General features: G+C 37.5%; 25 protein-coding genes and 8 tRNA genes. 4 read left to right on the forward strand and 29 right to left on the reverse strand.

Annotation, left to right across the window (positions count from 1 at the left end; all coding sequences use genetic code 11):
* Positions 1 to 171: 171 nt before the first annotated feature.
* The 20 genes from ACIQZA_RS24665 to acpS form a co-directional block, all read right to left on the reverse strand.
* Positions 172 to 245: transfer RNA gene (locus ACIQZA_RS24665), tRNA-Gly, on the reverse strand.
* A gap of 24 nt (positions 246 to 269) precedes the next feature.
* A tRNA-Arg gene (locus ACIQZA_RS24670) sits at positions 270 to 346 on the reverse strand.
* 26 nt (positions 347 to 372) lie between these two features.
* A tRNA-Leu gene (locus ACIQZA_RS24675) sits at positions 373 to 458 on the reverse strand.
* A 67-nt stretch (positions 459 to 525) separates the two neighbouring features.
* A tRNA-Lys gene (locus ACIQZA_RS24680) sits at positions 526 to 598 on the reverse strand.
* Between the two features lie 15 nt (positions 599 to 613).
* Positions 614 to 688 (reverse strand) — tRNA-Gln (locus tag ACIQZA_RS24685).
* 5 nt (positions 689 to 693) lie between these two features.
* Positions 694 to 769, reverse strand: a tRNA-Asp gene (locus ACIQZA_RS24690).
* A 36-nt stretch (positions 770 to 805) separates the two neighbouring features.
* Positions 806 to 877, reverse strand: a tRNA-Glu gene (locus ACIQZA_RS24695).
* Position 878: 1 nt separating this feature from the next.
* A tRNA-Asn gene (locus ACIQZA_RS24700) sits at positions 879 to 955 on the reverse strand.
* Between the two features lie 89 nt (positions 956 to 1,044).
* On the reverse strand, positions 1,045 to 1,506 hold the full coding sequence (locus ACIQZA_RS24705; RefSeq protein ID WP_400941593.1) for a SprT family protein: 462 nt from the start codon (positions 1,504 to 1,506) through the stop codon (positions 1,045 to 1,047).
* A 139-nt stretch (positions 1,507 to 1,645) separates the two neighbouring features.
* Positions 1,646 to 3,820: a Tex family protein gene (locus ACIQZA_RS24710; RefSeq protein WP_400941596.1), complete on the reverse strand. Its 2,175-nt coding sequence runs from the start codon at positions 3,818 to 3,820 to the stop codon at positions 1,646 to 1,648.
* A 146-nt stretch (positions 3,821 to 3,966) separates the two neighbouring features.
* On the reverse strand, positions 3,967 to 4,752 hold the full coding sequence (sigB, locus tag ACIQZA_RS24715; RefSeq protein ID WP_402884498.1) for an RNA polymerase sigma factor SigB: 786 nt from the start codon (positions 4,750 to 4,752) through the stop codon (positions 3,967 to 3,969).
* Positions 4,730 to 5,200 (reverse strand): anti-sigma B factor RsbW, encoded by a 471-nt coding sequence (rsbW, locus tag ACIQZA_RS24720; protein ID WP_400941602.1) that lies wholly within the window; start codon positions 5,198 to 5,200, stop codon positions 4,730 to 4,732. Before rsbW ends, sigB begins: the two co-directional genes overlap by 23 nt.
* On the reverse strand, positions 5,197 to 5,532 hold the full coding sequence (locus tag ACIQZA_RS24725) for an STAS domain-containing protein (RefSeq protein WP_142508493.1): 336 nt from the start codon (positions 5,530 to 5,532) through the stop codon (positions 5,197 to 5,199). The genes rsbW and ACIQZA_RS24725 overlap by 4 nt, the downstream gene beginning before the upstream one ends.
* Positions 5,533 to 5,590: 58 nt before the next feature.
* Positions 5,591 to 6,586, reverse strand: coding sequence for a PP2C family protein-serine/threonine phosphatase (locus tag ACIQZA_RS24730; protein WP_402884500.1), 996 nt, complete (start codon positions 6,584 to 6,586; stop codon positions 5,591 to 5,593).
* A gap of 12 nt (positions 6,587 to 6,598) precedes the next feature.
* Positions 6,599 to 7,000, reverse strand: coding sequence for an anti-sigma regulatory factor (locus ACIQZA_RS24735; RefSeq protein WP_142508495.1), 402 nt, complete (start codon positions 6,998 to 7,000; stop codon positions 6,599 to 6,601).
* Between the two features lie 518 nt (positions 7,001 to 7,518).
* Positions 7,519 to 7,869, reverse strand: coding sequence for a type II toxin-antitoxin system PemK/MazF family toxin (locus ACIQZA_RS24740; protein WP_049663446.1), 351 nt, complete (start codon positions 7,867 to 7,869; stop codon positions 7,519 to 7,521).
* A 4-nt stretch (positions 7,870 to 7,873) separates the two neighbouring features.
* A complete protein-coding gene (locus ACIQZA_RS24745) occupies positions 7,874 to 8,137 on the reverse strand; it encodes a hypothetical protein (protein ID WP_049663444.1) in 264 nt (87 codons plus the stop codon).
* A gap of 302 nt (positions 8,138 to 8,439) precedes the next feature.
* Positions 8,440 to 9,561 (reverse strand): alanine racemase, encoded by a 1,122-nt coding sequence (gene alr, locus ACIQZA_RS24750; RefSeq protein WP_402884502.1) that lies wholly within the window; start codon positions 9,559 to 9,561, stop codon positions 8,440 to 8,442.
* A 217-nt stretch (positions 9,562 to 9,778) separates the two neighbouring features.
* On the reverse strand, positions 9,779 to 10,879 hold the full coding sequence (locus ACIQZA_RS24755) for a LolA family protein (protein WP_400941614.1): 1,101 nt from the start codon (positions 10,877 to 10,879) through the stop codon (positions 9,779 to 9,781).
* 287 nt (positions 10,880 to 11,166) lie between these two features.
* Positions 11,167 to 11,520, reverse strand: a complete 354-nt coding sequence (acpS, locus tag ACIQZA_RS24760; RefSeq protein WP_400941617.1) for a holo-ACP synthase — start codon at positions 11,518 to 11,520, stop codon at positions 11,167 to 11,169.
* Positions 11,521 to 11,584: 64 nt separating this feature from the next.
* Here acpS and ACIQZA_RS24765 point away from each other — a divergent pair, with 64 nt between their 5' ends.
* Positions 11,585 to 12,205 (forward strand): rhomboid family intramembrane serine protease, encoded by a 621-nt coding sequence (locus ACIQZA_RS24765; protein ID WP_142508499.1) that lies wholly within the window; start codon positions 11,585 to 11,587, stop codon positions 12,203 to 12,205.
* 95 nt (positions 12,206 to 12,300) lie between these two features.
* Here ACIQZA_RS24765 and ACIQZA_RS24770 read toward each other — a convergent pair whose 3' ends face one another.
* From ACIQZA_RS24770 to ACIQZA_RS24805, 8 genes are all read right to left on the reverse strand, one after another.
* On the reverse strand, positions 12,301 to 12,876 hold the full coding sequence (locus ACIQZA_RS24770; RefSeq protein ID WP_400941620.1) for a GNAT family N-acetyltransferase: 576 nt from the start codon (positions 12,874 to 12,876) through the stop codon (positions 12,301 to 12,303).
* 106 nt (positions 12,877 to 12,982) lie between these two features.
* On the reverse strand, positions 12,983 to 14,449 hold the full coding sequence (locus ACIQZA_RS24775; protein ID WP_400941653.1) for a PH domain-containing protein: 1,467 nt from the start codon (positions 14,447 to 14,449) through the stop codon (positions 12,983 to 12,985).
* Positions 14,442 to 14,921 carry a PH domain-containing protein gene (locus ACIQZA_RS24780; protein ID WP_132361622.1) on the reverse strand — a complete coding sequence of 160 codons (480 nt, stop codon included), beginning with the start codon at positions 14,919 to 14,921 and terminating at the stop codon, positions 14,442 to 14,444. Before ACIQZA_RS24780 ends, ACIQZA_RS24775 begins: the two co-directional genes overlap by 8 nt.
* A 232-nt stretch (positions 14,922 to 15,153) precedes the next feature.
* Positions 15,154 to 16,677, reverse strand: a complete 1,524-nt coding sequence (cshA, locus tag ACIQZA_RS24785; RefSeq protein WP_142508502.1) for a degradosome RNA helicase CshA — start codon at positions 16,675 to 16,677, stop codon at positions 15,154 to 15,156.
* A gap of 351 nt (positions 16,678 to 17,028) precedes the next feature.
* Positions 17,029 to 17,721, reverse strand: coding sequence for an alpha/beta hydrolase (locus ACIQZA_RS24790; RefSeq protein ID WP_402884505.1), 693 nt, complete (start codon positions 17,719 to 17,721; stop codon positions 17,029 to 17,031).
* Positions 17,722 to 17,808: 87 nt separating this feature from the next.
* The gene (locus ACIQZA_RS24795; RefSeq protein ID WP_402884507.1) at positions 17,809 to 19,176 is read right to left on the reverse strand and encodes a UDP-N-acetylmuramoyl-tripeptide--D-alanyl-D-alanine ligase; all 1,368 of its coding nucleotides are present in this window, start codon (positions 19,174 to 19,176) and stop codon (positions 17,809 to 17,811) included.
* Between the two features lie 11 nt (positions 19,177 to 19,187).
* The gene (locus tag ACIQZA_RS24800) at positions 19,188 to 20,267 is read right to left on the reverse strand and encodes a D-alanine--D-alanine ligase (protein WP_402884508.1); all 1,080 of its coding nucleotides are present in this window, start codon (positions 20,265 to 20,267) and stop codon (positions 19,188 to 19,190) included.
* 480 nt (positions 20,268 to 20,747) lie between these two features.
* Positions 20,748 to 21,500: a hypothetical protein gene (locus tag ACIQZA_RS24805; protein WP_132361612.1), complete on the reverse strand. Its 753-nt coding sequence runs from the start codon at positions 21,498 to 21,500 to the stop codon at positions 20,748 to 20,750.
* A 550-nt stretch (positions 21,501 to 22,050) separates the two neighbouring features.
* Between ACIQZA_RS24805 and ACIQZA_RS24810 the strand changes: the two genes are divergently transcribed.
* The gene (locus ACIQZA_RS24810; RefSeq protein ID WP_400941629.1) at positions 22,051 to 23,238 is read left to right on the forward strand and encodes an FtsW/RodA/SpoVE family cell cycle protein; all 1,188 of its coding nucleotides are present in this window, start codon (positions 22,051 to 22,053) and stop codon (positions 23,236 to 23,238) included.
* 60 nt (positions 23,239 to 23,298) lie between these two features.
* Here ACIQZA_RS24810 and ACIQZA_RS24815 read toward each other — a convergent pair whose 3' ends face one another.
* Positions 23,299 to 23,436, reverse strand: coding sequence for an Lmo0850 family protein (locus tag ACIQZA_RS24815; RefSeq protein ID WP_166672133.1), 138 nt, complete (start codon positions 23,434 to 23,436; stop codon positions 23,299 to 23,301).
* Between the two features lie 654 nt (positions 23,437 to 24,090).
* Here ACIQZA_RS24815 and ACIQZA_RS24820 point away from each other — a divergent pair.
* Positions 24,091 to 25,251, forward strand: a complete 1,161-nt coding sequence (locus ACIQZA_RS24820) for an MFS transporter (RefSeq protein ID WP_402884511.1) — start codon at positions 24,091 to 24,093, stop codon at positions 25,249 to 25,251.
* A 91-nt stretch (positions 25,252 to 25,342) separates the two neighbouring features.
* Positions 25,343 to 25,474, forward strand: coding sequence for a hypothetical protein (locus tag ACIQZA_RS24825; RefSeq protein ID WP_403009998.1), 132 nt, complete (start codon positions 25,343 to 25,345; stop codon positions 25,472 to 25,474).
* The last annotated feature ends 350 nt before the right edge of the window (positions 25,475 to 25,824 follow it).

A 25,824-nucleotide genomic window follows, 5' to 3' on the forward strand; every position in this document is an offset into this window, starting at 1 on the left:
TTTGATGTCCAAAATTTTGTTTCGTTCACTAACTCAAGGTTAGCTAGTAAAAACTTTATTGATTACGTTTTGCTTGTTCAGTTTTCAAGGTTCATGTCATTATCTTGTAGCGACAACTTTTATATCATACAATATAAAATTTTGTATGTCAACAAGTTTTTAAAAAATATTTGGAGCGGGTGATGAGAATCGAACTCACGACATCAGCTTGGAAGGCTGAGGTTTTACCATTAAACTACACCCGCATGGTAAATTGTATTTATTTAAAATGGCGCGCCCGACAGGAGTCGAACCCATAACCTTCTGATCCGTAGTCAGACGCTCTATCCAATTGAGCTACGGGCGCATAATATATAAATTCATAAACTGACTTGGTGCGGCCGAGAGGACTTGAACCTCCACGGGGTTGCCCCCACTAGGCCCTCAACCTAGCGCGTCTGCCGTTCCGCCACGACCGCATTCAATTAGGAACTTTTTTTATTATACTACGACAATTCAAAAAGTCAACCTTTTTTCTTAAAATGATGAGCCATGAAGGACTCGAACCTTCGACCCTCTGATTAAAAGTCAGATGCTCTACCAACTGAGCTAATGGCTCAAATTAAGATATGAATGGCTGGGGTACTAGGATTCGAACCTAGGCATGACGGAATCAAAATCCGTTGCCTTACCGCTTGGCTATACCCCAATAAGTGGCGGTCCCGACCGGGATCGAACCGGCGATCTCCTGCGTGACAGGCAGGCATGTTAACCGCTACACCACGGGACCAATATTACTATACTTTTATGAATTAAAATAACAAAATGACCCCTACGGGATTCGAACCCGTGTTACCGCCGTGAAAGGGCGGTGTCTTAACCACTTGACCAAGGGGCCATGGCTCCGAAGGCAGGACTCGAACCTGCGACAACCTGATTAACAGTCAGGTGCTACTACCAACTGAGCTACTTCGGAATAATTCATATTTTATCGTCGTTATCTTGTCGACTTTTACTATTATAGAGACATCTATAATGAACGTCAACCCTTTTTTATTATTTTTTTCATTCCACTAGTTTTAAACGTCCTAAACACTTGCTACAACAGTATTTTCCCACATTCATTCTAATTTTTCTTACATATAATTGTTGGCATTTTACACATGTATATGTATAAAGGCGACGTTGTTTTTTCTGAGATATTTTAGAGATTTGCAATACTGAGCAAAAACGAGGAGCGTTCACTTTTATTAATAGCTCTCGAAAATCTTTGTCTCGATGCTGATACCCTTTGCCTTCCAAGTGTAAATGATAATGACATAATTCGTGTCGAACTATACCTTCTATTTCGCTAATACCATACAATTCATAAGCTTTTGGATTAACTTCAATATTATGCGATTGCAAAAGATAACGTCCACCTGTTGAACGTAGCCTTGAATTAAAATATGCTCGATGCATGAATGGCTTCTGGAAACTTTCTAATGATATTCGACTAACAAGACTTTGTAGTTCCTCATTGTTCATAGCTATATCACCTCTAACAATAAGATACCACACTGCGTAGTATAGACAGTGTGGTATTTATTTATCCCGCATTAACGGATAGTAATTTATCTGTACCGAAAGCGAAGCGTCTGCTACAATTACGCCAATGCAAAATTAATTACGCTTCAATAGTTTGATCTTTAGGTGGTAGCATCGTTAGTGAAATGCGCCCTTTTTTGACATCTATTTGTTCTACCCAAACCGTCACAATGTCACCGAGAGCAACAACCTCTAATGGATGTTTAATACGTCTTTTTTGTAACTTTGAAATATGCACAAGCCCATCCTGCTTCACGCCAATATCTACAAACGCTCCAAAATCAACTACGTTTCTCACTGTACCTTGCAATTCCATCCCAACTTGTAAATCTTCCATTTTTAATACATCTGTTTTCAGCAGAGGCTGAGGGAATGCATCGCGTGGATCGCGACTTGGTTTCATTAATGTATCCACGATATCCTGAATTGTGACAACTCCAATATCTAAAACTCCACTTAATTTTTCTACATCTAGTTTTGCAATAGCCTCCTCTGCCTTCTGCATCCCAAGCTCTTTTTTATCAATTTGTGCTACCTTTAAAATCTGCTCGGCTACACTATAGCTTTCAGGGTGAATGCCCGTAGCGTCAAATGCATTTTTTGCTTCTGGAACACGTAAGAAACCAATTGCTTGTTCATATGTTTTAGCACCAAGTCGTGGAATTTTCTTTAGTTGAGCACGTGTAGTAAATTGTCCAGTTTCCTCTCGTACCTTCACAATATTCTCCGCAACCGTTTTAGATAATCCAGAAACGTATTGCAGTAGGGAAGCTGAAGCTGTATTAACATCAACACCGACTTGGTTTACAGCTGTCTCTACTATAAATGTTAAGGACTCCGTCAATTTCTTTTGAGAGACATCATGCTGATACTGACCTACTCCAACTGCTTTAGGCTCAATTTTAACTAACTCCGACAACGGGTCTTGCAAACGACGCGCAATAGAAACCGCACTACGCTGTTCTACCTGTAAATCAGGAAACTCTGCACGGGCAATTTCAGACGCTGAATAAACAGATGCCCCTGCTTCATTGACAATAACGTAGGCCGTATCAGTTTCAAGCTCATTCAATACATCTGCTATAAACTGTTCTGTTTCGCGTGAGGCAGTACCATTACCAATAGCAATTATAGTTATTGGGTATTTTGCTAAAATCTCTTTCACAACCGCTTTCGATTTTGCTACATCTGGCTTTGGCGGATGTGGATAAATGGCTGTAACCTCTAACATTTTCCCAGTTTCATCTACAACAGCTAACTTACAACCTGTACGGTACGCCGGATCAACACCCAATACATACTTCCCTTTCATTGGAGGCTGTAATAAAAGATTACGCAAATTTTCAGAGAAAATGTGGATAGCCTGAGTCTCTGCCTTTTCAGTAAGTTCATTTCGTAACTCTCGTTCTATAGAAGGCTGAATTAAACGCTTGTACGAATCCTCAATCGCTAACTTCACCTCGGCAATTGCGGGTGAAGAACCTGTTGCAGGAATCCATTCCTTCCACATAATCATCAATACTCGATCTATTGATACATGAATCGCTACTTTTATTATTTCTTCTTTCTCACCACGATTTACAGCTAAAATACGGTGTGGAACAATACGATTTACTGGCTCTTCATATTCGTAATACATTTCGAAAACGTTTTTGTCGTCTGCCTCTGCATTCTTGACACTTGTTACGAGTACTCCATCTTTCCAGGAATACGTACGAATTTTTTCACGGATTGCCGCTTCATCAGCAAAGCGCTCAGCTAAAATATCTCGAGCCCCAGCTAGCGCATCCTCTACATTAGCAACTTTCTCCTCATCTACGAAAGCCATTGCTAATTGTTCTAAAGCATCACTACGATACTCTAATAAAAGATCTGCAAGAGGTTCTAACCCTTTTTCTTTCGCTATCGTTGCCTTTGTTCGGCGTTTTTGTTTATAAGGTCGATATAAATCCTCTACACGCTGTAAAACAGTTGCTGCTTGAATAGCTTGTTCTAATTCAAGTGTTAGTTTATCTTGCTCCTGAATTAATCGTATAACCTCTTCTTTGCGTTGTTCAAGCTGCTGTATGTAGTGATAACGATCCTCTACAGCTTTAATCTGTACCTCATCAAGGGACCCAGTAGCTTCTTTTCGATAACGTGCAATAAATGGCACGGTATTTCCTTCTTCTAATAATTTAATAACAGCATCAGCTTGACCTGGCTTAATAGCTACATCCTTTGCAATGAGTTGTAATATTTGCTTTTGTTCCACATCATCACTACCTTTTTCTTTTCATTTTACCATTACACTTTACTAAAATTGCAAAAAAATAGTCTACTCTAAAAGAAGAGTAAACTATTCAATCAATTATACTTTAGCAAAATTGTGTCTGGAACAGCCACCTCGCCCCAAAAATTTCAGAGCGAAACACCATCACTTACTAAGATAAATTCCTGTAACTTTTTTATTGCCTTCCTTTGTATTCTTGATACATGCATTTGAGAAATCCCTAATCGTTCCCCAACTTCATTTTGAGTGAGTTGTTCTAAATATGTAAGCTGAATTATCTCTCTTTCTCTCTCATCTAAAATACTCATAGCGTCAGAAACAATCATTCTTTTATTAGTCAATTCAAAGCCATCATCTTCTTTACCCATCATATCTAATAACGTTACTGTGCTACCGTCAGAATCTGACTCTACTGAGTGATCCATAGAAAGAGCATGATAACTACGGCTCATCTCCATAGCCTCTAAGACCTCTTCTTCTTTCACTTCTAATTGATCCGCGATCTCCTTAATAGATGGAGAACGCTGCAACTCAATTATCAACGCTTCCACTGTTGCTTTAATGCGCGGTCCTAGTTCTTTTATTCGCCTTGGTACATGAACATCCCAAGTTTTATCACGTAAAAAGCGCTTAATTTCCCCAACAATCGTTGGTACAGCAAATGCTTCAAAGCTCCAACCAACATTAGGATTAAAACGTCTAATTGCACCTAGCAACCCCAGCATACCTACTTGAGCAATATCATCATAATGAGATTTACCATTCGAATATTTGCGTGCAATGGACTCAACTAAATATTGATAATGCATCACTAAATTTGTTAGTGCTTCATCATCCTCTGTTAATTGATACAACGCAATCCACCTTAATATATCTTCCTTGGACGAAGTTTTATGTGGTGATTCTTTCGACATTTTTTTCCACCTGCTCTCTAGCAACATACTTTGTCATGAAAACAGTTACGCCACCATCGTTATTTATCATCACCTCATCCATCAAAGTTTCCATTAAATAAAGCCCTAAACCACCTTCTCGTAGACCCGCAATCCCCTCTTCAGGATGATACGGACCAACTTTCGACTTGATTTCCTCAAAATTGAAACTACTGCCGTAATCTGCAATCATCATTTCTATTTTATTTTCATACAAAGCGCAACCAATGACGATTTCTCCTTCTTCTTCGTCCTTATATGCATGATGTACAACATTCGTTACCGCTTCACTTGCTGCAATTTTTAAATCCTCAATATCATCATAATTAAACCCAACACGACTAGCTAAGCCAGAAACCGTCAATCGAATCACACTGACAAATTGCGGTTTTGCAGGAACCCTTATCTCAATATAATCAAATTCCTTCATCTTCGTAATTCCACCTTTTTATCAGTTTCAATATCCATTAAATCGCTTAAACCAGTAATTTCAAACAACCTTTGTAATCTATTCGACAAACCTACAAGTTTAACTTTTCCATTTTCACGTAACGTTCTTTTATAAAAGGCAACAAAAATACCTAACCCTGTACTATCCATATAATTGACTTTTGATAAATTAAGTACTATTTCTAATCCTTCAGTAATTTTCACTGCCTCTAATTCCTCCCTAAGACGTGAAGCAGTATAAGTATCTATTTCGCCCTCAATAAATCCGTATAATTTATTATCTAGTTCTTTAAAGTGTATCGACATATCCATACAGCACACCTCCACCATATTTGTTAACTCTATTCCCGTAATTACAAAGGTTGAAACCCTATTTTTTTATAATCACAACTGTAAAATCATCAGATAGTTTAAAATCCTGTATTTCTTCAATTTGTTTATAAAGGAGATTACATAATTGTTGAGCTGATAAGTATTTATTTTCCAATAATAGCGATGTAATGACCTTTCGTGAATTCATTTCATCATGCGTTCTGAATTCCGTAACACCATCCGTCATCATTATTACGATATCATTTTCTTCTAAAACAATTTCTTTGTACGAATATTTCGTTTCTGGTAACACCCCAAGTAATAATCCTGTCGATTCCAAAGGGAAAAATTGATTATGTTTAGCGCAATAATGGAGAGCCGGTTCGTGACCTGCAGAAGCATAAGAAAAAATGCTCTTTCGCATATCCAAGCAACCGTAAAACATAGAAACGAACATACTGTCGTCTACACTCTTTTCAATTACTCGATTGATGACCTCTAATACATATGAAGGATCTTTATATGCATGTTCTAACGTTTCAAGACCGTATTTCACCATTGACATACATAATGCAGCGGGAACACCTTTACCTACCACATCTGTCACAGCTACACTCAAATAATCCTCTCGATTGTATAAAAAATGTACATAATCTCCATTCATCTTCCGTTTGGGAATAGATATCATTCCTATATCAATACTTGCAAGTTGTGGTACGTCTGTTTTAAGTAATGTTTTCTGAATGTTTGTAGCGATTTTCATTTCCATTTCATACTCTGCTTGTTTTTGTAATAAACTTTGGTGCTCCCTATGAACCATTCCATAATGCACCATAACCTCGATAAGAAAATCATATGCAAGCTGTTCTTCACTCATTCTACGTGGAAATAGTTTCTCAACTGCGTTTTTATGAACACTGACAACATCCTCTGGAGGTATATTCTTTTGGATTACCTGGCGAGTGAAATTTTGAGCAATATACAAATTCTTTTCAGTTTGATCGGTCATATAATCCGCCAAAATCTTTTTATATTGAGATTCTAAATGTTCCAAAAATTTCACATCCTAACGCAGCCATTTTTCAGCTCTTATCGTTGTTCCTTCTCCCATAACCGATTGAATAACCATATTGTCCATCAATCGATTAACGCCTGGTAAACCTGCACCGAGCCCTCCCGAAGTGGAGTAGCCATCCTCCATCACTTTCCGAACATCGTCTATTCCTGGGCCCTGATCAGTTGCAATAACAATTATTTTCTTCTCAGTGTCTGTTTCAACTTTTTCAATTTCAATGACACCTATCCTTGCATATAAATATATATTTCGGGCTAGTTCACTTATAGCTGTGGTGATTCGTGCCTGATCAACAGTGTCAAATCCAAGCGCCTTCGCTTCGTCACGCCCCAGTTGTCTCGCTGCTACTATATCCCACTCAGTAATAATTTCAACCGAAGACTTAATTGTCACTGTTGCCCCCCCAATTCCTTTCGGAGTTATACTCTTACACTTTAATTTTTCAGATCAGCTTATCAATTTTTACCATGGCGTAATTGCACTGTTGCTACAAAAACATTTATCGTTGTTGTTGCGTCGCTACGTTAACACTACGCTTTCGCACAAACAAACACCCGTTGCTGAACGAAGATAAAGTTCTACTTATATTTTCTTAATTCTCTCGATATTTTTTCAAAAATCTATTCAAAATATAGATCTTGAGTATATCTTAAATCTATTAATACCATTTTTGAATAACGATTTCAATTTATGGTAATAAAGTATTTGAGAGTACAGTACCAATTTCGCCTTGGCGTAATTGTTGCTGTCGCTTCGCTTTCGCACAGAAAACATTTGTTGCTGTCGCTTCGCTTTCGCACAGAAAACATTTGTTGCTGTCGCTTCGCTTTCGCACAGAAAACATTACTGAATAAAAATAAATAAGCATCGAGATGAAAATCCATCTCGATGCCACTATACACATATGTATATCAAAATTTAACAAGCCCTAAACTAATCATCAATGCACCATCAACTTTTTCCATCAACGCATGGTCAAGTTGTGTAATACGATCTGTCAATCTTGACTTATCAATCGTCCGCACCTGCTCAAGCAGAATAACCGAATCACGTTCAAAACCATACTTTTCAGCATTAATTTCAACGTGTGTCGGTAATTTTGCTTTTTGAATCTGTGCAGTGATAGCTGCGATGATGACAGTCGGACTAAATCGATTGCCAATATCATTTTGAATAATCAGCACCGGCCTTGTGCCCCCTTGCTCGGACCCAACTACCGGCGATAAATCTGCAAAAAAAACGTCACCACGTTTTACATTCAAAGTGTCATCCCCCGCTAACGAGACGCTCCACCGTATGTTGTGCTTCATATTCTGCATGCAAGCATTCACTTGCAATACTCAGATTTATATGAGACATTTCAACATATCCTTTCATCATAGCTTCCCGTATTTGATTTGGTTGCTCCTGCATTAAAACTTTGCGCGACAAAATACGCGCAAAAGATTCACTCTCAATTACTTCCTTTGTTTGTAGAAACAGTCTATCCTGAACAGCAATTGTAGCTTCTCTTAACTTTTTCTCGTACACAGCAAGCACCTCCAACGGAACCATCCACTTTTCATTACTACCCATTCTACCATTGAAAGATATTGTTGAAAAGACACGAAATGACAAAATATCTGACAATTTAAAGTCCAAGTTGTAAAAATATGTAGGTTGTCGAAGGTATATGCCGATTAATTCACCTTGCAATTCATCACAAAATATGAATGACTCAGCTTCTTAGTAAATCTTTTATATTGTTATTTACCAAGTTGTTTAGTGTTTAAATATAATATTCATTTATCCTAATTTAAACCTTAAGTACTTTTTTAGATTGAATCTACAGATTAAATGTATACTCTAGGAACTCTCGCTGTAATAATGCATGGTACTTCATAATTAATGGTTTCAAGCTTTGCTGCCCATTCATTCATTGAAATAGCATCATGTCCTTGACGACCAATGAGTGTTACTTTCTCACCTATAGCATATGCTTTAGGCAAGGCAACCATACATTGATCCATACAAATTCGTCCAACAATCGGCATTCTTTGTCCATCAATTAGTACTTCTTGTCCACCTAATTTACGAATTACTCCATCAGCATAGCCTACTGGTATTGTTCCTATCCACATATCCGAAGGAGCCTCAAAAGTAGCTCCATAGCCTACCGAATCACCTGCTTGTAACTGTTTCACATGAACAAGCTCACTCTCAAGCGAAAACGCTGGCTGTAACGGAAATGGTAAAATACCTTCTACATAAGAAGATGGTGATAATCCATACATCGATATTCCATATCTAACAGCATCAAATTGTAAATGCGCATCTTTTACTAAAGATGTAGCCGTGTTTGATGCATGCACAAGTCTAGGTTTTTCAGGCAATGTAGTTACACATTTCTCAAAAAATTGTACTTGTCTATCAAAGTATGAAGTATCCTCCTCATCCGCAGTCGCAAAATGTGTAAATATCCCATCAAGCTCCACATTCACTGTATTCTGTATTGTTTGATATAGATCCAATAAATCTTGCTCTGAACGAACGCCAATTCTGCCCATTCCGCTATCTACTTTAATATGTAGTCGTAAAGGTTTTGCTTCATTAGCTAAGAAAGGTGCTGCTTGCTGTACCCATTCACTTGCAAATGCCGTAAGAATAATGCGCTGCTGGGCAGCATATGGTGCAAATGAAACTGGAGAGGCACCTAATATTAGTATGTCTGGCTCTTCAAAATGTGCTCGAATATGTAATGCTTCGTCGGGCGTTGCCACTGCAAGCATTGTTGCACCTGCCTCAAGTGCTGCTTTTGCAACGGCTACATCTCCGTGACCGTATGCATTTGCCTTTACGACAGCTATAATTTGAACATTTGGTCGAAGTAGCTTTTTCAAATTTTTTACGTTTTGTTGAATTGCTTGTAAGTCTACTACTGCTTTAGTTGGTCTAAAATATTGCTGTGTCTCCATTAGAATACCCTCTTTATTTTTTATTAAAACAATATGTATTGAATAAATTTCCTTTTATACACTATTTTTACATATATTATTCTATTTTAAACTAATTTCCTTTAACTTTTATCATATATGACTTAACAACTTCTAAACAGTGTTAATTTTCTTCAAAACTGTACTATTTTACTTAACCAGCTACAGCTTTCCATCTAGAAAGCTGTAGCTAGAAAAATTATTTCATACTACCTATTGTCATAGAAGTGGCTACTTGCACCATTTCTTCACGAGTCAATTTACTAGAGGCTACAAAGAATTCAACACCATCCTTTTCCCAGCTAATAGAGGTATCGGTAATTGCACCAATCGTAAAGCCTAAATCTACCGGATCACCAGGAGACGATACTGGCAACATAGCAGCCTCTTTCGTAACTGGCTGTTGCATGACCGTAAATGGCTTATCACCGTCGAATGTTAAGATGACACGATCCATTCCACCCTCTCGCATAACTTTCTCATCCACCATCTTCGTATTTTCTAAATTTACAACAGGGTAGTGTGTTTGGAACTCTTTATTTTCGGCTTCTGCACTTACTGCCTTTTTCTCTTCATTTCCATTCGGGTTATTGTTGCTCTCCTTACCGTCTTTGTTGTCTTTTTTATCTTTTTCTGGTGGTGTAGCTTGTTCACCTTTTGTTTCATCCGATTCTGTAAATTGCTCAACTGCATACTCTTTAGCCGCGTGTTGAACACCTAATTTAATATTTTTAAATGTGATACGGATTTGTTCTTCTTTTACATCATTCATGATTACTACGGAAGTTGGAAGCATTGTTTTCTTATCAACTGTTATAACTTGATGGGGCATACTATTTTTATAGCTATTTCTAGTAGCCGCTTCAAATATATATGCTTTGTCCTCTTCTTTCATGACTAAATTTTTATCTTGAGCTAAATCTTCTGCTAGTGCACCTATTAAATAAGCTTGACTATTTTTCTTTGGCCAATCACTTTGGAATTTATACATTTTGTTTAATGTAGGCGTAACAACAAAAACTCCATCTGCATTTCGCACTATCATTTGCGAAACATCTTTCCCACTTTCTACTACTTCTACGCGATAGAAATCAGGTTTCGTATGCCAAACTTTTACATCATATTTTTTTGGATCTCCACCAGATTTAATCTCCATCGTAGCATTCAACTCATAACCATTTGATTCTGCCCATTTCCCATTAACTTTCTTCAACACTTTTTCCTGTGAGTCTGTACCACATGCCGATAAAAGTAATATCGTACAAAATAAGACGAGCCATTTAACTATTCGGTTGCCCACGCTTTCACCCTTTCCTTCTTTCAAATCCACTACGACAATATATGAACCGTATTTGTCAGTTATGTCATTTGAACAAGGGCAATATATTTATCTTCACTCAGAAATTTATTTTTCTTTTTAATAGCCTATTACCATAACGTAGGGTTGATTCCCGCTCCGAATGAGAGCGTTCAGTCTTCACGCCAATTAACTTATCTAAATGGCAGACGTTTTAATAATGTCATCCACAACTTTTAGTGATGAGCTTTTTTAATATTTTATATGGCGCAAGCTTTGTTTATCATTATTTATTGTAATAATATTACTTGTGCCGCAGCGTATTGCTTAGAATGTGTTATACTTACAAACCCATTCGCAAGCTGTCCTTTGAAATATAAAACCGGGTTTCCAGCTTCCCCTCTTAAAACTTCCATATCATGAAGCTTACATTCTTCACCAATACCAGTTCCTAATGCCTTTGAAAATGCTTCTTTTGCAGCGAATCTTCCAGCTAAAAATTCAATCTTACGAGTTTCTGAATGTGCATCAAACAAAACGCTTTCCTTTTCAGTTAAAATGCGATCTTTAAATTTATTTGTTCTTTTCATTGCTTTTGCAATACGGTCAATTTCTACAATGTCGAGACCAATTCCTTTAATCATTTGAACTTCTCCTTTTCCTATTTCTAAAAAGCCATGTATAATAATTGTAAATTGAGGTGGAGTTATGTTTAGTAGAACAGAAAATTTTAAGCAATATACAAAGTATTATCCGATTGTTTCAACATTAATAGCGGTTAATTTATTTGTTTATGTACTAACTATTTTACCTGGAGTAGGCGAAAATGTATTGAAATACGGAGTTCCAGCGAACTTCCTTATACGCTCTGGTGAATGGTGGCGTGTTTTTACTGCAATGTTTTTACATGCTGGCTTTTTGCACGTTTTCTTTAATATGTTTTCACTGTATTTATTCGGACCAGAGCTTGAAAGAATTGCTGGCAAGGTTCGTTTTATTACAATTTATTTAATGTCTGGTATTGTCGGCAACATGGCAACCTATTTACTTTATGATAGTAGCTATGGAAGTCTTGGTGCAAGTGGAGCTGTTTTCGGAATATTCGGTGCTTTCGGAGCACTTGTCTACTATACACGTCGTACAATGCCGATGCTGCGTAAACTTATTTTGCCCATCATTGTGATCAGTGTTATCATGACTTTCCTACAGTCAAATGTGAATGTCTATGCTCACTTAGGTGGCTTAGTAGCAGGATTCCTTCTTGGACTCGTTTACTTACATCCAAAAAGAATTATAAGCTGGCGTAAACAAAAGATGGCGGGTAAGTAATACGTACAAGAGGAGCTCTTCTCCGTGATAAGCTATCATCACGGATTGCTCCTCTTATTTTATACTAGAATGATAGGCAATTCGTCAATTTTATTTCAAAGTGCGACCGTATCCTCTTTCGCTGCTTTTATTTTTTTCCATTCAACTGTTGTTAAGCCATAGACAACTTGGTCTACATGATGATCATATAGCCACTCAGCATCTCTTAAACGTCCCTCTTCATGAAAACCTAACACTTTTGGAATCGTACGACTCCGAATATTCCCTACCGCTACTCGCACTTCAATGCGATTTAATGTTAAATAGTTAAAGGCATAATCAATAAATGCTTTCATAGAATTTGTCACTAAGCCCTTACCAACAAATTCGTTCCCTAACCAATATCCAATACTTGTCCATTTATGCTGCCAATTCACTTGATGATAGCCAATCACTCCCGCAAGCTTCCCCTCATAATATATCCCCGCTTGTAAGCCATTATTATCTGCATATTGTTGCATCGCACCTCTTACAAATCGCTCTGTATCCTCTACTGTTTTCACATCATCTACAAAAGGTAACCATTCACGCAACGTATCTCTGGAACGATCCGTCAACGCGAATAATTCATCTACGTCACTTAAATCCAACAATTTTAAATACGTGTTCTTATTAATATCATACTTAAACAAAATTACCACCCCTTTTGCTCTCTATTATAAACAGAATTTTTACATAATTATAGTTAAAAAGGGATAATCCTCCTATTATTTATGAGAATCATCCAAATTCTTACTTTTAATGTTCGTACCAAGATAATATTGTTTCAGCATCTTGCTGCTCTAAGTTTCGTACATTCCCTGCCATACCAGTCATGCCCGACATGACCGTTGCTTTTACAGACATAACACCCTTTCTTTTTTGGAAATAGCTTTGAGTAGTCTCAATAGATTGTATGCGTTTTTTCTCCATAAAGAATGTAGTACGACTGAACACACGATATTGCATAGTTAGTTGCTTTCCATCGATCATATAACCAGCTGATTTATGTTGCCAAACACCAATTAATATTGTTAATGGCATTAATAATAACGAAAGCAACCCATACGGATATAAGAAATAACTACACGCACCAATTATAGGTATGAGCCAAACAAAATCAATTCGGTAAAAAAATGGACGTGCTCGTTCTGGTGAATAAATAAATTCTGGACGCCAATTTATCTGTGGGAAAAGTTGCTCTAGCGTTCCCAAACAATCTTGCTTCTGAATAAGTGGGAACAGAGTAATTTTTTTATCATTTCCTTCTCCACCATTTCCTCCAGCACTCTCAACAACAACTGTTGCATAGCCAAATAATTGACGTACTGGATTCTCTACAATACGAATCGCCTGAATTCTATTTAACGGTAAAGTAATTCGTTTTTTCTCAATTAGCCCTTTTGTAATAATAAGCTTTTCATCTTCAATTCGAACTGTATATTCGTAATAATTGATCAGTGTAATCACAAATGACACAAACCATGCCAGAATTAGGCTGACTATCACTGTTAGTGCAACTAAAAATGCACCAATTTTCGCAAAATCAGCTAACTCGCTAAAGATTTCCTCATACGGAATTATATCCGAAAACTGAGAGATGATTGCTGCTACCCCGGAAAGAACGACCCCAATTCCACCTGAAGTTATGGCCAATATAAGCAAATCACGTATCGACATATGATAAATAGTTGGAACTGACACTTCCTCTATTAGCGACTGTTCATCATTCATCTGTTCATTTACTTGATTCTTAGCACGACGCATTTCTAGCTCTATAATATCTGCCGCTGCCTTACGTATAGCCGTTAACTCTACCTCAGGTTTTCTGTCCTTACTCCCCGCAGTTTCAACCTGAACTTTTACTAAGCCAAATATTCTATGAAAAATACCCTCATTGTAATTTAAGCTCTGAATACGTTCAAATGGGATATAACGTTTCTTTTTAACGAACAAACCGTACTTTACACGCAGTTCTCCATCTTCAAACCAATATACAAAGGTACGCCACTTAACAATGCCACTAACAAGCGCAAGTATAGCCCCTACTCCCCATATACCGAATAAGAAAATCGTCCGCCAAAAATGATCACTATGAAAATTCAAAGAGAAGTGAAATCCATTAGTTGCAATAATAATAATTAACGGGAAAATCATACTCTTTAATGCTTTTGCACTTGTAATAATTGCCGATATCGGATGTAAACGATTAATTTCCTTAGACATCATCTTCCGCCACCCTTGCTAATTCCGAAATACGTGCACGAAGCCTATCAGCTTCGTCCATTACAAGTGCAGGAATTGTATGTACAGTTGCAGCTGTAGATATTGAAATATTACCTAAACCATATTTTTTTAATATCGGTCCTTGTGTTGTATCAACATGCTGTACGCGCACCATTGGAATAAGTGTTCGTTTAACAACAAATAAACCATGTTGCACTTCAATCTCATTGTCACGCACCTCATAGCGCCAGCGTTCCCATCTTATCTTTGGAAATAAATAAGTGGATAGGACAGCACTAAGAATGACTACAGCAACTGCAATGAAATAAATATATGATGGCCATTCATAATAATAAGTGCCGTAGCATGCAAACGCCGCTACAATCAAAAGTAATATCGTTTGCAATACACCATATAAACGCCACACTGTTAACCCTTTTCTAGAAATCATATGCATTGGTTCTGTTCTCAAAGTCGTTCCCTCTCTTTCTTTAATTACGTATACGTAATCAGTTATCATTTTGTTTCAAAATTATAGCAATTTTCACCTTAGCGTAATTACCGCTGTCGCGCAGATAAATTGCCACAAGTCGTTAGACTGAGTTCCTCTATTTCAGCGGGTGCTTGGACACCCGCTGAAATAAGTAAAAAAAAACCTTACAGTCATTTGACTGTAAGATTTAATCATTTTGATGAAGATAAAATTAATCTTCGTGACGACGTGGTGCACGTGAACGACCTTGTCCACCTTCACGGCGACCTCCATCACGGCGTCCGCCATCTCGACGTTCTCCGCCACGTCCTCCACGACGATCTCCGCCACGTCCGCCATCACGACGTCCGTTAGAGCTACGGTTGCCGCCGCGTCCACGATCTCCGCCGCGATTGCTAGAACGCTCACGACGCATTGGTAATGGACGTTCTTCAGTAATTGTTACTGGCGAATCATCTGGCTCTTTTGTTAATGAACGAAGTGCAGCAGCTACGACATCGATTGCATCATGGTTTTCAAGTAATTCTGTCGCAAGTGTACGATAATCACCTAAGTCGTTGTTCGCAATTAGACCTTCTAATGTCTCCACAGATAGGCGTTGTTGACCAACTAGAGCTTCGTCAGTTGTTGGTGGACGAAGTGGTGTCATACGTTTTTTCGTTGTTTCTTCTACAATACGTAAGTAACCCATTTCGCGTGGCGTTACAAACGTTACCGCAAGACCTGATTTACCTGCACGGCCTGTACGACCAATACGGTGAACATAAGACTCAGGATCTTGAGGAATATCGAAGTTATAAACATGTGTTACACCAGAAATATCAAGCCCACGAGCAGCTACATCTGTTGCCACAAGAATATCAATTTTATTTTCTTTAAATTGACGTAATACTGAAATACGTTTTGCTTGGCTTAAATCACCATGAATCCCTTCAGCAAGATAACCACGAATTGATAATGCTTGTGCAAGCTCATCCACGCGACGTTTTGTACGTCCAAAGATGATAGCAAGTTCTGGTTGGTGAACGTTTAATAAACGAGATAAAATGTCGAATTTTTCACGCTCAGCAGACTTCACAAAATATTGATCGATGTTATCAACTGTTAGTTCTTTCGCTTTAATTTTTACGATTTCTGGATCACGCATAAATGTCTCAGCAATTTTACGGATTGCTGGTGGCATTGTTGCTGAGAACAATAATGTTTGACGTTCAGAAGGCACATTTTCTAAGATTGAATTAATATCATCGATAAAGCCCATGTTTAACATTTCATCAGCTTCATCAAGTACCAATGTTTGAACATCTTCTAATTTTAAAGTACGACGATTAATATGGTCAATTATACGACCAGGTGTACCTACGATAATTTGAGGTTTATTTTTTAGTGCACGGATTTGACGGCCGATTTCTTGACCACCGTAAACTGATAACAATTTTACACGTTTATCATAACCAATTTTATATAGCTCTTCTGAAACTTGAATCGCTAATTCACGAGTTGGAGCAATTACTAATGCTTGGATATTAGGGTTTTTTGGGTCAATTTTTTCGATAAGTGGAATCCCGAAAGCGGCAGTTTTACCTGTACCTGTTTGCGCTTGACCTAATACATCACGGCCTTCAATTGCAAAACGAATAGTACCTTCTTGGATTGGTGTTGCTTCTTCAAATCCCATACGCTTTACTGAGCGTAATGTAGATTCGCTAATATTTAATTCTGAAAAATTTGTCAAACTTCTCAATCTCCTTTTTTTGCTTTTAAGTTGACAAATGGTTACATTTTCAGATGAAGTTGTCGGCAAATTCGAGCCTGTGTTTTGGAACGTTTCCGTTACTTAAAATTTTTCTCTATATGATGGTCACATAGAGCTCTCTTATATGAAAAGGAAAGCCCGGTCTTTACCGAGCGGTTTGATTCTGTCGTAATTATTCACTTTAGAATAAAACCGTTGTGTTCAAAAAAAAGTACTCTTCAATCAATTATGAAGAGTCTTCGCACAAAATGTATCCATTGCTTACACTAGTCTAACATGGGATTAAAACGTATGCAACGATAACGCATGAGTCGTAATAATCTGACTACTTTACGCACTCTTTAAAAACGACAAAACGCAAGAAAACCATTCAGAGCAATCTTCACCATAACATATATGATGCTTCCCATTATCAGAAATATACAAAGTTTTATCGTTTGAGGTTACTTGATCATATAAAAATTGAGCCGTGTGATATGGTACTATTCCGTCTAATTTCCCTTGTACAATATACACTGGAATTTTAATATCTTTATAATACGGCTCCACCATTCGAACAAGCTTCATGAATTCTATCGTTGACGATAGTGGCACATGATTAAACTTATGCCGGTATCGTAAATACAATTCATTACTAGACAGATTACGATGATACGCCTCAGTGGCAAGCATTTTAAAATCTTTGACTAGTTGCTTCGGACTGACATACTTGGCAGCTGCGCTTAGTAATACAAGCTTTTTCACTTTATAACGTTTAGCTAAATAGAGCGCTATAATGCCACCCATCGAAAACCCAACTACTATTACTTCATCTACTTTTTTAGCAAGAGCACGAAAAGCGAGCTCGGCATCCATTAGCCAATGCTTGGCGGTGAAACCACGCATTTGTAATTCCTCTCCATGCCCTGACAAAGTAGGTTCTTCAATCAGCCAATTTGTATGCGTACGTAAATAGGTAGTAAAAGGTTCTACTTCATAAGGTCCGCCTGAAAATCCATGTATACATAAAACACCTACTGACATTATTTTCACCTCTAAATGTGTAACTCATTTAAATCAAAAATTTAAAGGAATCGGTGAGATAGTATCCCACCGATTCCTTATTTCATTTTATGACGTGAATGCACGTAAGATTGTTTCTAATTTCATACCCCGAGAGCCTTTTAGTAAAACGATAGACTCCTCGTTAGCTTGCTGTAGTTTTTCGATAATTGGTGTATAATCATCCTCAACATATAGCAAATGTTCCTCATCAAAACGCTCTTTTAAGACTTCATTCAAATAAGCCATTCGTGGGCCAAATAAACATACATAAGCGATTTCTTCTGCATGAATATCCTTCGATAAATCTTCATGGAAATGCTTTTCATTTGGGCCAAGTTCAAGCATATCACCTAACACAAGCCATTTTTCTGGGCGAATCGTTGTCGATGCTACAAATTGAATAGCCGCCTTCATAGAGGTTGGTGCAGCATTGTATGCATCATTAATAAACAATGCCCCATTTGATCCATTCACTTGTTGCATGCGCATATCCGTTAGAGCTACTTGTTTTAAGGATGCACGAATTTGGTCATCGTTTAAACCTAACTTTTGAGAAATTAACATAGCGACTAATGTATTTTTCACCTGGTGCTTCCCGAGAACGGAAATAAAGAAATCTCCTTCTATTACACCATGTGTAGAGAAGCCACTACCATCAGAAGTTGCTTCAATATTGTCTGCATACAGTAGATTGCAGTGCTCTAAGCCAAATGCCACTGCATTTAACTGCTGCTCTTTCGCAACTAGTTCTTGAAGTAGCGGTTCATCTCCATCATAAAATAGCACTCCATCCGGTTGCATTCCTTGAATTATTTCAAATTTGGCTTTAGCGATTCCGGCACGTGAGCCTAAATCTTGCATATGAGCCTCGCCAATGTTTGTAATAACCGTCATATGTGGACAAGCAAGCTTCGTTAAAAATTCTATTTCACCAAAACCACTCATACCCATTTCAAGCACAGCAACATCAGTATCTTCATCTAGCTGTAAAACTGTAATAGGTAAACCTAGTTCATTATTAAAATTCCCAATGGTCTTTTGTACTTTAAAAAATGGTGTTAGCGTTCCCGCTAAAATATCTTTCGTGGATGTTTTACCGTTTGAACCAGTAATGCCAATAAACTTCGCTTTATGCTCACTACGATAGGCACGAGCCATTTGCTGAAGCGCTATTTCTGGATCATCTACAAAGAGTAATGGTACACCTTGTGGTGGATTTGGTTCATCTTTCTGCCAAAGAGAAGCACCCGCTCCTTTTTCAAAAGCCTGCAGAACAAATTTATGCCCATTGGCCGTCTCACCACGAAATGGTACAAACAGATCCCCTTGTTGAATTGTACGTGTATCAATGGAAATTCCTGATACTACCGTATCACCAAAAGCTGGCACATCTTCATTTAACCATGTAGCTAACTGCTTTAATGTTTTTTTCACAATAATCCCACTCAGTCTTTTTTATAGTGAAGCTGTTGTTTTTCTTCAAAACGCTCAATTGCTAATGTAATCAGACGATTAATCAGCTCTGGGTAGCTTACATTTGTATGCTGCCATAGAAGAGGATACATGCTAACAGGTGTAAAACCTGGCATTGTATTCACTTCGTTAATATAAATGCTGTTATCGGCCGTCACAAAAAAGTCCGCACGAACTAAACCGCTTCCATCAATAGCTTTGAACGCACGCTTTGCTAGCTCCTGTAAGCTTGATACAGTATCTTTAGGAACCTCTGCTGGAATAATAAGGGCTGTTGAGCCATCTTTATATTTAGAGTCATAATCATAAAATTCAGTAACTGGTTTAATTTCACCCGGTACAGAAACTTCCGGGAAGTCATTTCCTAGCACAGCTAGTTCAATTTCACGAGCGACAATACCTTGCTCAATTACAATTTTACGATCATACTGTAAAGCGATTTCGATTGCCTTCACTAATTCATCGCGGTTTGTTGCCTTGTTAATTCCGACACTTGATCCCAAGTTTGCAGGTTTCACAAACATCGGCCAATCCAACTTTTCTTCACAACGATCAAGGATAGCCTCCTGTTCATTAGCCCATTCGCTACGAATGAAGTACGTATACGGCACTTGTGGTAAGCCGGCAATTTCAAATAATTGCTTCATGATTACTTTATCCATGCCAGTTGCAGATGCTAATACACCATTTCCTACATACGGCAAATTTAAAACCTCAAGTAAACCTTGAACAGTTCCATCTTCACCATTAGTACCATGAAGTAATGGGAAAATTACATCGAATTGTACAGTTTTACCATATTTATCCATTAAAAAATTTGTAATATTATTTTCTAAAATAGTGGCATCATCACCAAATTGTAATTCTTCAATTGTACTTGCAGGTTTATTTAGACGCTCGCCGCGTCGCCACTCCCCTTCAAGTGTAATGAAAATCGGATATACTTCATACTCCTCGAAATTCAAAGCTCCAGTGACTGCACGTGCTGTCGATAATGACACCTCATGCTCCGCTGACTTTCCACCGTATAATAAACCGATTCTTTTTTTCATTTTTGTGCCCTCCGCATACTTCTTGAGTACTATTAGTTTATCATGAAACGTCTTGACAAATGACATCAATTTCACCTTGGCATAATTACGTCCAAATTTTATGAGGATGTAAAGTTTTTAGCCTAAGATCCTCTATTTCAATAGGTGTTTGGATACCCTCTGAAAAGGTACCACATCCTCATTCATCTCACCACCAGTAAAAGTGAGTATCTTGTGTAGCTGACGCTTTGCTTTCGCTACACAAAACTGACTGAAGATAAAAATCTCACCGTATTTTTGACGGTGAGATTTAGTGTATATTCATTCTACATACAAATGAATAGATCAATTATGCCTAGGCATAATTGCGTCAGGAATCAGCTTTGTGCATAGGCCAACAGATGCTTTATAGCGGTATGATGTTGGTCACTCAGTCGTTGACACAGGATGTGGTGTCCTTAGACTGAGTTCCTCTATTTCAAGGGTACCCGCTGAAAGAAGTTAAATAATATAAATCAATTCATCGTGCTCATTTTTCAAAATTGTATTTAAATCATCCCATACCTCATCAGGAAAGGAGTATTCTGACAGATTGCGAATTTCGATACCGTAAGCTACTTTAGGCTTTTCAATTCGATACAATGATAACAGTGCTCCGTCTTTAGTAAAAGAACGATAGGCACGCAAAAATTCAGGTGAAATAGAAGGAATACTCGATTTCACTTTCCGTCGCCAAAAACCAGTGCTACGCTCCTTTTCACGAATCAAACTGTTCAAAACATTCGCAATGAGTAAATCGAAATCACTTAAATGGCGAAAATAAATTTTAGTCATTTTCTCTAAATCTGAAGAATAGTAAACAAATTGATTTTGCAATTTATTAAAAAATGGTGAAGTTATCGGTTCCTTTTTATGACTTATGTAAAGCAATTCTCCTTGTTCCATCGGTGTTAGTTGGTCTAGCCTCTTCTCATCCATAAAGTCTATCCAACATAATTCTTTGGATTCAGTAGCTTTCTTTACAAACTGAGGTACTTCCTCCTCTGGTACATAATCAAACTGTGTATGCATATTAAAGGAACCATCTTCATAGGAATGTTTCAATAACAGTAAGTGATGCAGTGGTTCAAGTGCAGCCACAAATTGCGAGAATTTAAGCCCGCTAAAAATAACAAATTTATCGACATCATTCATATGAACATAAACATGATACATAAAATCGTCAGCTGACTTTAATTTTTTAGCCACAACCATCACCCCATTCTTCACTACATTATAAAACTAAACATGAATTTTTTGAAACATTTTATGTTAATAATCGTCATAACAATATTCACAGGCGTAAAAATGTTTTTTAAGGTATAATATGAATGTTAAAGATGCTGTTGTATATCTGTTTTTAACCACTCTGAATGAACAAATTTTTAAGAATATAATTCTATTCATTTTTACAAATAACTGCGAGGATTCTAAGCCAAAAGCAAGCATCGAACCTCATCGTTAACACACTTACTTCGGCATCAATATTTACCTCTTGACCTAAGGTGAATAACTCCTTATCAATTTATGCCGTGGCATAATTACGTCCGGAATCAGCTTTGTGCTTGGACAAAGAGCTCATTTCCGATTCAACTTCTTTCGCAGGTATTTGAAAAGTAGCTTAAATCCGCATGCATTTCACCACCGAAAGAAGTAGGAGACTTTTGTTGAAAGAAGTTAAATATATTTGATAGCATATTGAATTGGAATTAATTTGAATCAAATTTACTCATGAAGAGATACTATATTAATTTAGGTGGCTTGTATGGAAAATAAACGAAATTTCGCGAATCGTTTTGACTGGACGCTCGCTTTTATACTTTTAACCTTCCTAGTCATAAGTTTGTTAGCCATTGCGTCGGCGCAAACATCAGGTCAGTATGGCGTTAACTATGTTCCTTTACAATTGCGATGGTACGTCATTTGCTCAGTAATTATTGGAATAGTTATGTTTTTTGAACCTGACCAATATAAAAAAATGTCTTGGTATATGTACGGTGCAGGCATCGTCTTATTAGTACTACTTATCTTCATGCCAGAAGGAACAGGACAAATCGGTGAAAAAATTAATGGTGCAAAAAGCTGGTATCATACACCTCTAGGGAATATTCAACCCTCTGAGTTTATGAAAACCTTTTACATTCTAGCACTTGCTCGACTTATTAGTAAGCATAACGAGGTTTATTCTTTTAGATCAGTAAAAACAGACTTCATATTGCTAGGTAAAATCGCTGCTACACTGTTACTACCTTTAGCTCTTATAATGAAGCAGCCTGACCTTGGTTCAGCATTAGTATTCTTTGCCATTACAGCTGCTGTTGTTATTGTAGCAGGTATATCATGGAAAATTATTTTACCCACTTTTATAGGTGGCGCTTTAGTAGGTGGTTCTCTTTTATGGATGGCGCTCTATATGCAGAGTTTTTTAGAGAAAACATTCGGCTTTAAACCATATCAGTTTGCTCGAATCTATTCTTGGCTAGATCCATATTCATATTCTTCTAGTGATGGATACCATTTAATTACTTCCTTAAACGCTATTGGTTCAGGTGAAATTTTCGGAAAAGGTTTCCGCGGTCGTGAGGTTTACGTTGCCGAAAATCATACCGATTTTATTTTTACGGTTATCGGAGAAGAATGGGGTTTTATTGGTGCTAGTATCGTTATTTGTATGTTCTTTTTATTAATCTATCATTTAACAAAAACTACACTATTATTGAAAGATCCATTCTCAACATATGTATGTGCCGGTATTATTGCAATGATTACATTCCACGTACTTGAAAATATCGGTATGACTATTCAACTTTTACCTATTACCGGTATTCCCCTACCGTTTATCAGTTATGGGGGAAGTTCATTAATGGGGAACTCGCTAGCCATCGGTCTTGTTTTCAGTATGCGTTTCCACTATCGTACTTACATGTTTACTACTCACGATGATGATGATTAATGATGAATATAAAAAATGGGTAGTCTCAATTACGAGACTACCCATTTTCATTTGAACGAGTTAAGCTTGAACTTGCGGAGTTTGCGTTGGTGGTGTGAGCACTTTTAAAAGTTCAAGTCGAGACTTTGTTACAGTGGCTGTTACACCCAACTTAGATAAATTCGAAACGATCTTTTTCAAATCTACTTCTTTTTTCATACATTCCACCTCAATCTTTCCTCCAAGTTATATAACGTTATATTTCCAAAAAAGTTTCATTTTTGCAGTGTATGATGTCTGACGAGTTAATCTCTTTCTATCATACCATTTAACTCTGCTTTAAAATTTTTCATTTCTGTTACAATGTAAATTTTTCCTTAACATACTATTTACCATCTTATCATCAACTATAACATGTTAATAAATGTAATTCTCTATAAACTTATTTACCACTAAATAGCAAAAATTAAACATAAAAAATCAAAATACCAATATACCCTCTAGTGGTATATCCCAGAGATAATTTAATACATTATGCGACAATCGATACAAAAAATTAAAAATGGAATGAGTCCATTTAGTTACTTTATAGCTCGTTATTAATTTTTAGTATCAATATAATTTCATTGTTAACAGTCTGCCGTTTTTTATACATTGTTTTAGCCTCTTTTCTCTACTGCACTTTCCCCAAGAAGTTTCCAAGTATAAACTCTAATCACTTAACATGGTATGCACCTTAGCAAATGTCATCCCCTACTTTTAGTAATGGGCCATTAAGCACTTAAATTGTTTTGTCTTCCGTTTTCTTGTAATAACAATAACAAGAGAGGTAGAATATACATACTAAAATATCGTATGAAAGCAGGGTACTGTATGAAAAAGGCAATTTTTTTATTAATGTCTGTTCAATTCCTCGTCTACCTAGGATTCGGGATTATTATACCGGTCTTACCCGAGGTTGTAGTTCAGCAAAATTGGGATGATTTACACGTAGGTGGCCTACTTACAGTGTACTCGCTTGCAAGTTTTTTCACTGCACCATTTTGGGGTATGCTGTCCGATAAGGTAGGTCGTAAACAACTTATATTAATAGGCCTAGCTGGTTTTAGCTTAAGCTTTGTTATTTTCTCTTTATTTATTGATAATTTAGCAATGTTGTACTTCTCACGTGTTGTGGGCGGTTTATTCTCTGGCGCACTATACACATCTGTGACAGGCTTTGTAGGAGATATGTCGAGTGAGGAGGATCGCAATAAATATATGGGTTTCATGGGCATGTCCATCGGGCTCGGTTTTATTTTTGGTCCTGCAATTGGCGGTATGCTCGGACACTATAGCCTGCAACTACCATTTGTCGCTTCTGCAACACTAATTGCACTATTATTTATTTATGCAAGTTTTGTTTTAAAAGAACCTACAAAACGAAAAGATACAAATAAACGTACCATCGTGCCAAAGGGTGCGGCCAAAATGCTGCAGTACCGTGTGCGATATTTATTTATGTTCTCGTTTTTAGTAACTTTTATGCTGGCCGGAGTAGAAGCAACGTTCCAGTTATTCCAAATTGATCGAATACAAATCACACCGTTACAAATTGGTTATTTGTTTATGTTTAGTGGCTTTGTAGATGCAGCTATTCAAGGCGGTGTTGTTAGACGTATTAAAAATGGCAGCGAGACAACTTGGTTAATAGGTGCACAAATTGTCACAGCTACGGGTATGCTTTTATTCACTTTAACAGCTAATTTAATTATGGCGGGTTTTGCCCTTTGTGTTTTCACAGCGGGAAATGCGCTTGCAAGAACATGTGTCGTATCTCTTTCGACCAAAGAATCTGGTGGTCAATACGGGACTGCTGCAGGTCTTTCTTATTCAATGGATAACCTAGGACGCATACTAGGTCCACTATTCTTCACTTGGCTATTTACGATGCAATCTAGTCTAGGCTATTATACTGCAGCAGCAGTAGCATTCGTTTCAATAACTTTAATATTTATTTTTAAGGCATCAAATAAATCTTTACGACTTGAATAATTTATTGATAAAAAGCCGTAACTTAATAGTAATTCGAAGTTTATAGAACAACACAAGAAATATTGGACCCATTAATTAGGCCTCGGCGTAATTGCGTCCGGAATCGGCTTTGTACGAAAGCGAAGCGGCAGCGGCAAAAGGGTTTTATCTGCGCGAAAGCGAAGCGGCAGCGGCAAAAGGGTTTTATCTGCGCGAAAGCGAAGCGGCAGCGGCAACAACATGACGCAGGTCAGTTATCCGTTTTATCGCATGGATCGATAACGGCTAACTTTCTATGTGAACTCCTTTCCGATTTCCGTGACATCCGCCGGAGGCTTTGGGCCAACAGATGTTTTTTGCACGAAAGCGTAGTGCTAACGCTGCGTCAGCAATGTTTTTTTGACTGTGCGAAAGCGAAGCGGCAATAACAGCAAGATGTTGGTCACTCAGTCGTTGCCACGGACGTGGCGTTCTTAGACTGAGTTCCTCTATTTCAGCGGATGATTTCCTGCTGAAAAATGACTTAAAACCGCATTCATTTACCACCTATAGAGGTGGAAGACATCTGTACCTATCGCTACGCTTTCGGTCAAT

Origin of the sequence: Lysinibacillus sp. NPDC096382 (assembly GCF_044762845.1) — a bacterium.
Taxonomy (GTDB): Bacteria; Bacillota; Bacilli; order Bacillales_A; family Planococcaceae; genus Lysinibacillus.

Excerpts from the sequence above, each read along its gene's own strand:
- ACIQZA_RS24765 (WP_142508499.1), top strand. The coding sequence starts at position 11,585 with ATGTTTAGTAGAACAGAAAATTTTAAGCAATATACAAAGTATTATCCG.
- ACIQZA_RS24725 (WP_142508493.1), bottom strand. The coding sequence starts at position 5,532 with ATGGATATGTCGATACACTTTAAAGAACTAGATAATAAATTATACGGA.
- alr (WP_402884502.1), bottom strand. The coding sequence starts at position 9,561 with ATGGAGACACAGCAATATTTTAGACCAACTAAAGCAGTAGTAGACTTA.
- acpS (WP_400941617.1), bottom strand. The coding sequence starts at position 11,520 with ATGATTAAAGGAATTGGTCTCGACATTGTAGAAATTGACCGTATTGCA.
- ACIQZA_RS24815 (WP_166672133.1), bottom strand. The coding sequence starts at position 23,436 with ATGAAAAAAGAAGTAGATTTGAAAAAGATCGTTTCGAATTTATCTAAG.
- ACIQZA_RS24800 (WP_402884508.1), bottom strand. The coding sequence starts at position 20,267 with ATGAAAAAAAGAATCGGTTTATTATACGGTGGAAAGTCAGCGGAGCAT.
- ACIQZA_RS24805 (WP_132361612.1), bottom strand. The coding sequence starts at position 21,500 with ATGGTTGTGGCTAAAAAATTAAAGTCAGCTGACGATTTTATGTATCAT.
- ACIQZA_RS24790 (WP_402884505.1), bottom strand. The coding sequence starts at position 17,721 with ATGTCAGTAGGTGTTTTATGTATACATGGATTTTCAGGCGGACCTTAT.
- ACIQZA_RS24820 (WP_402884511.1), top strand. The coding sequence starts at position 24,091 with ATGAAAAAGGCAATTTTTTTATTAATGTCTGTTCAATTCCTCGTCTAC.
- ACIQZA_RS24705 (WP_400941593.1), bottom strand. The coding sequence starts at position 1,506 with ATGAACAATGAGGAACTACAAAGTCTTGTTAGTCGAATATCATTAGAA.
- rsbW (WP_400941602.1), bottom strand. The coding sequence starts at position 5,200 with ATGAAGGAATTTGATTATATTGAGATAAGGGTTCCTGCAAAACCGCAA.
- ACIQZA_RS24775 (WP_400941653.1), bottom strand. The coding sequence starts at position 14,449 with ATGTCTAAGGAAATTAATCGTTTACATCCGATATCGGCAATTATTACA.
- ACIQZA_RS24810 (WP_400941629.1), top strand. The coding sequence starts at position 22,051 with ATGGAAAATAAACGAAATTTCGCGAATCGTTTTGACTGGACGCTCGCT.
- sigB (WP_402884498.1), bottom strand. The coding sequence starts at position 4,752 with ATGTCGAAAGAATCACCACATAAAACTTCGTCCAAGGAAGATATATTA.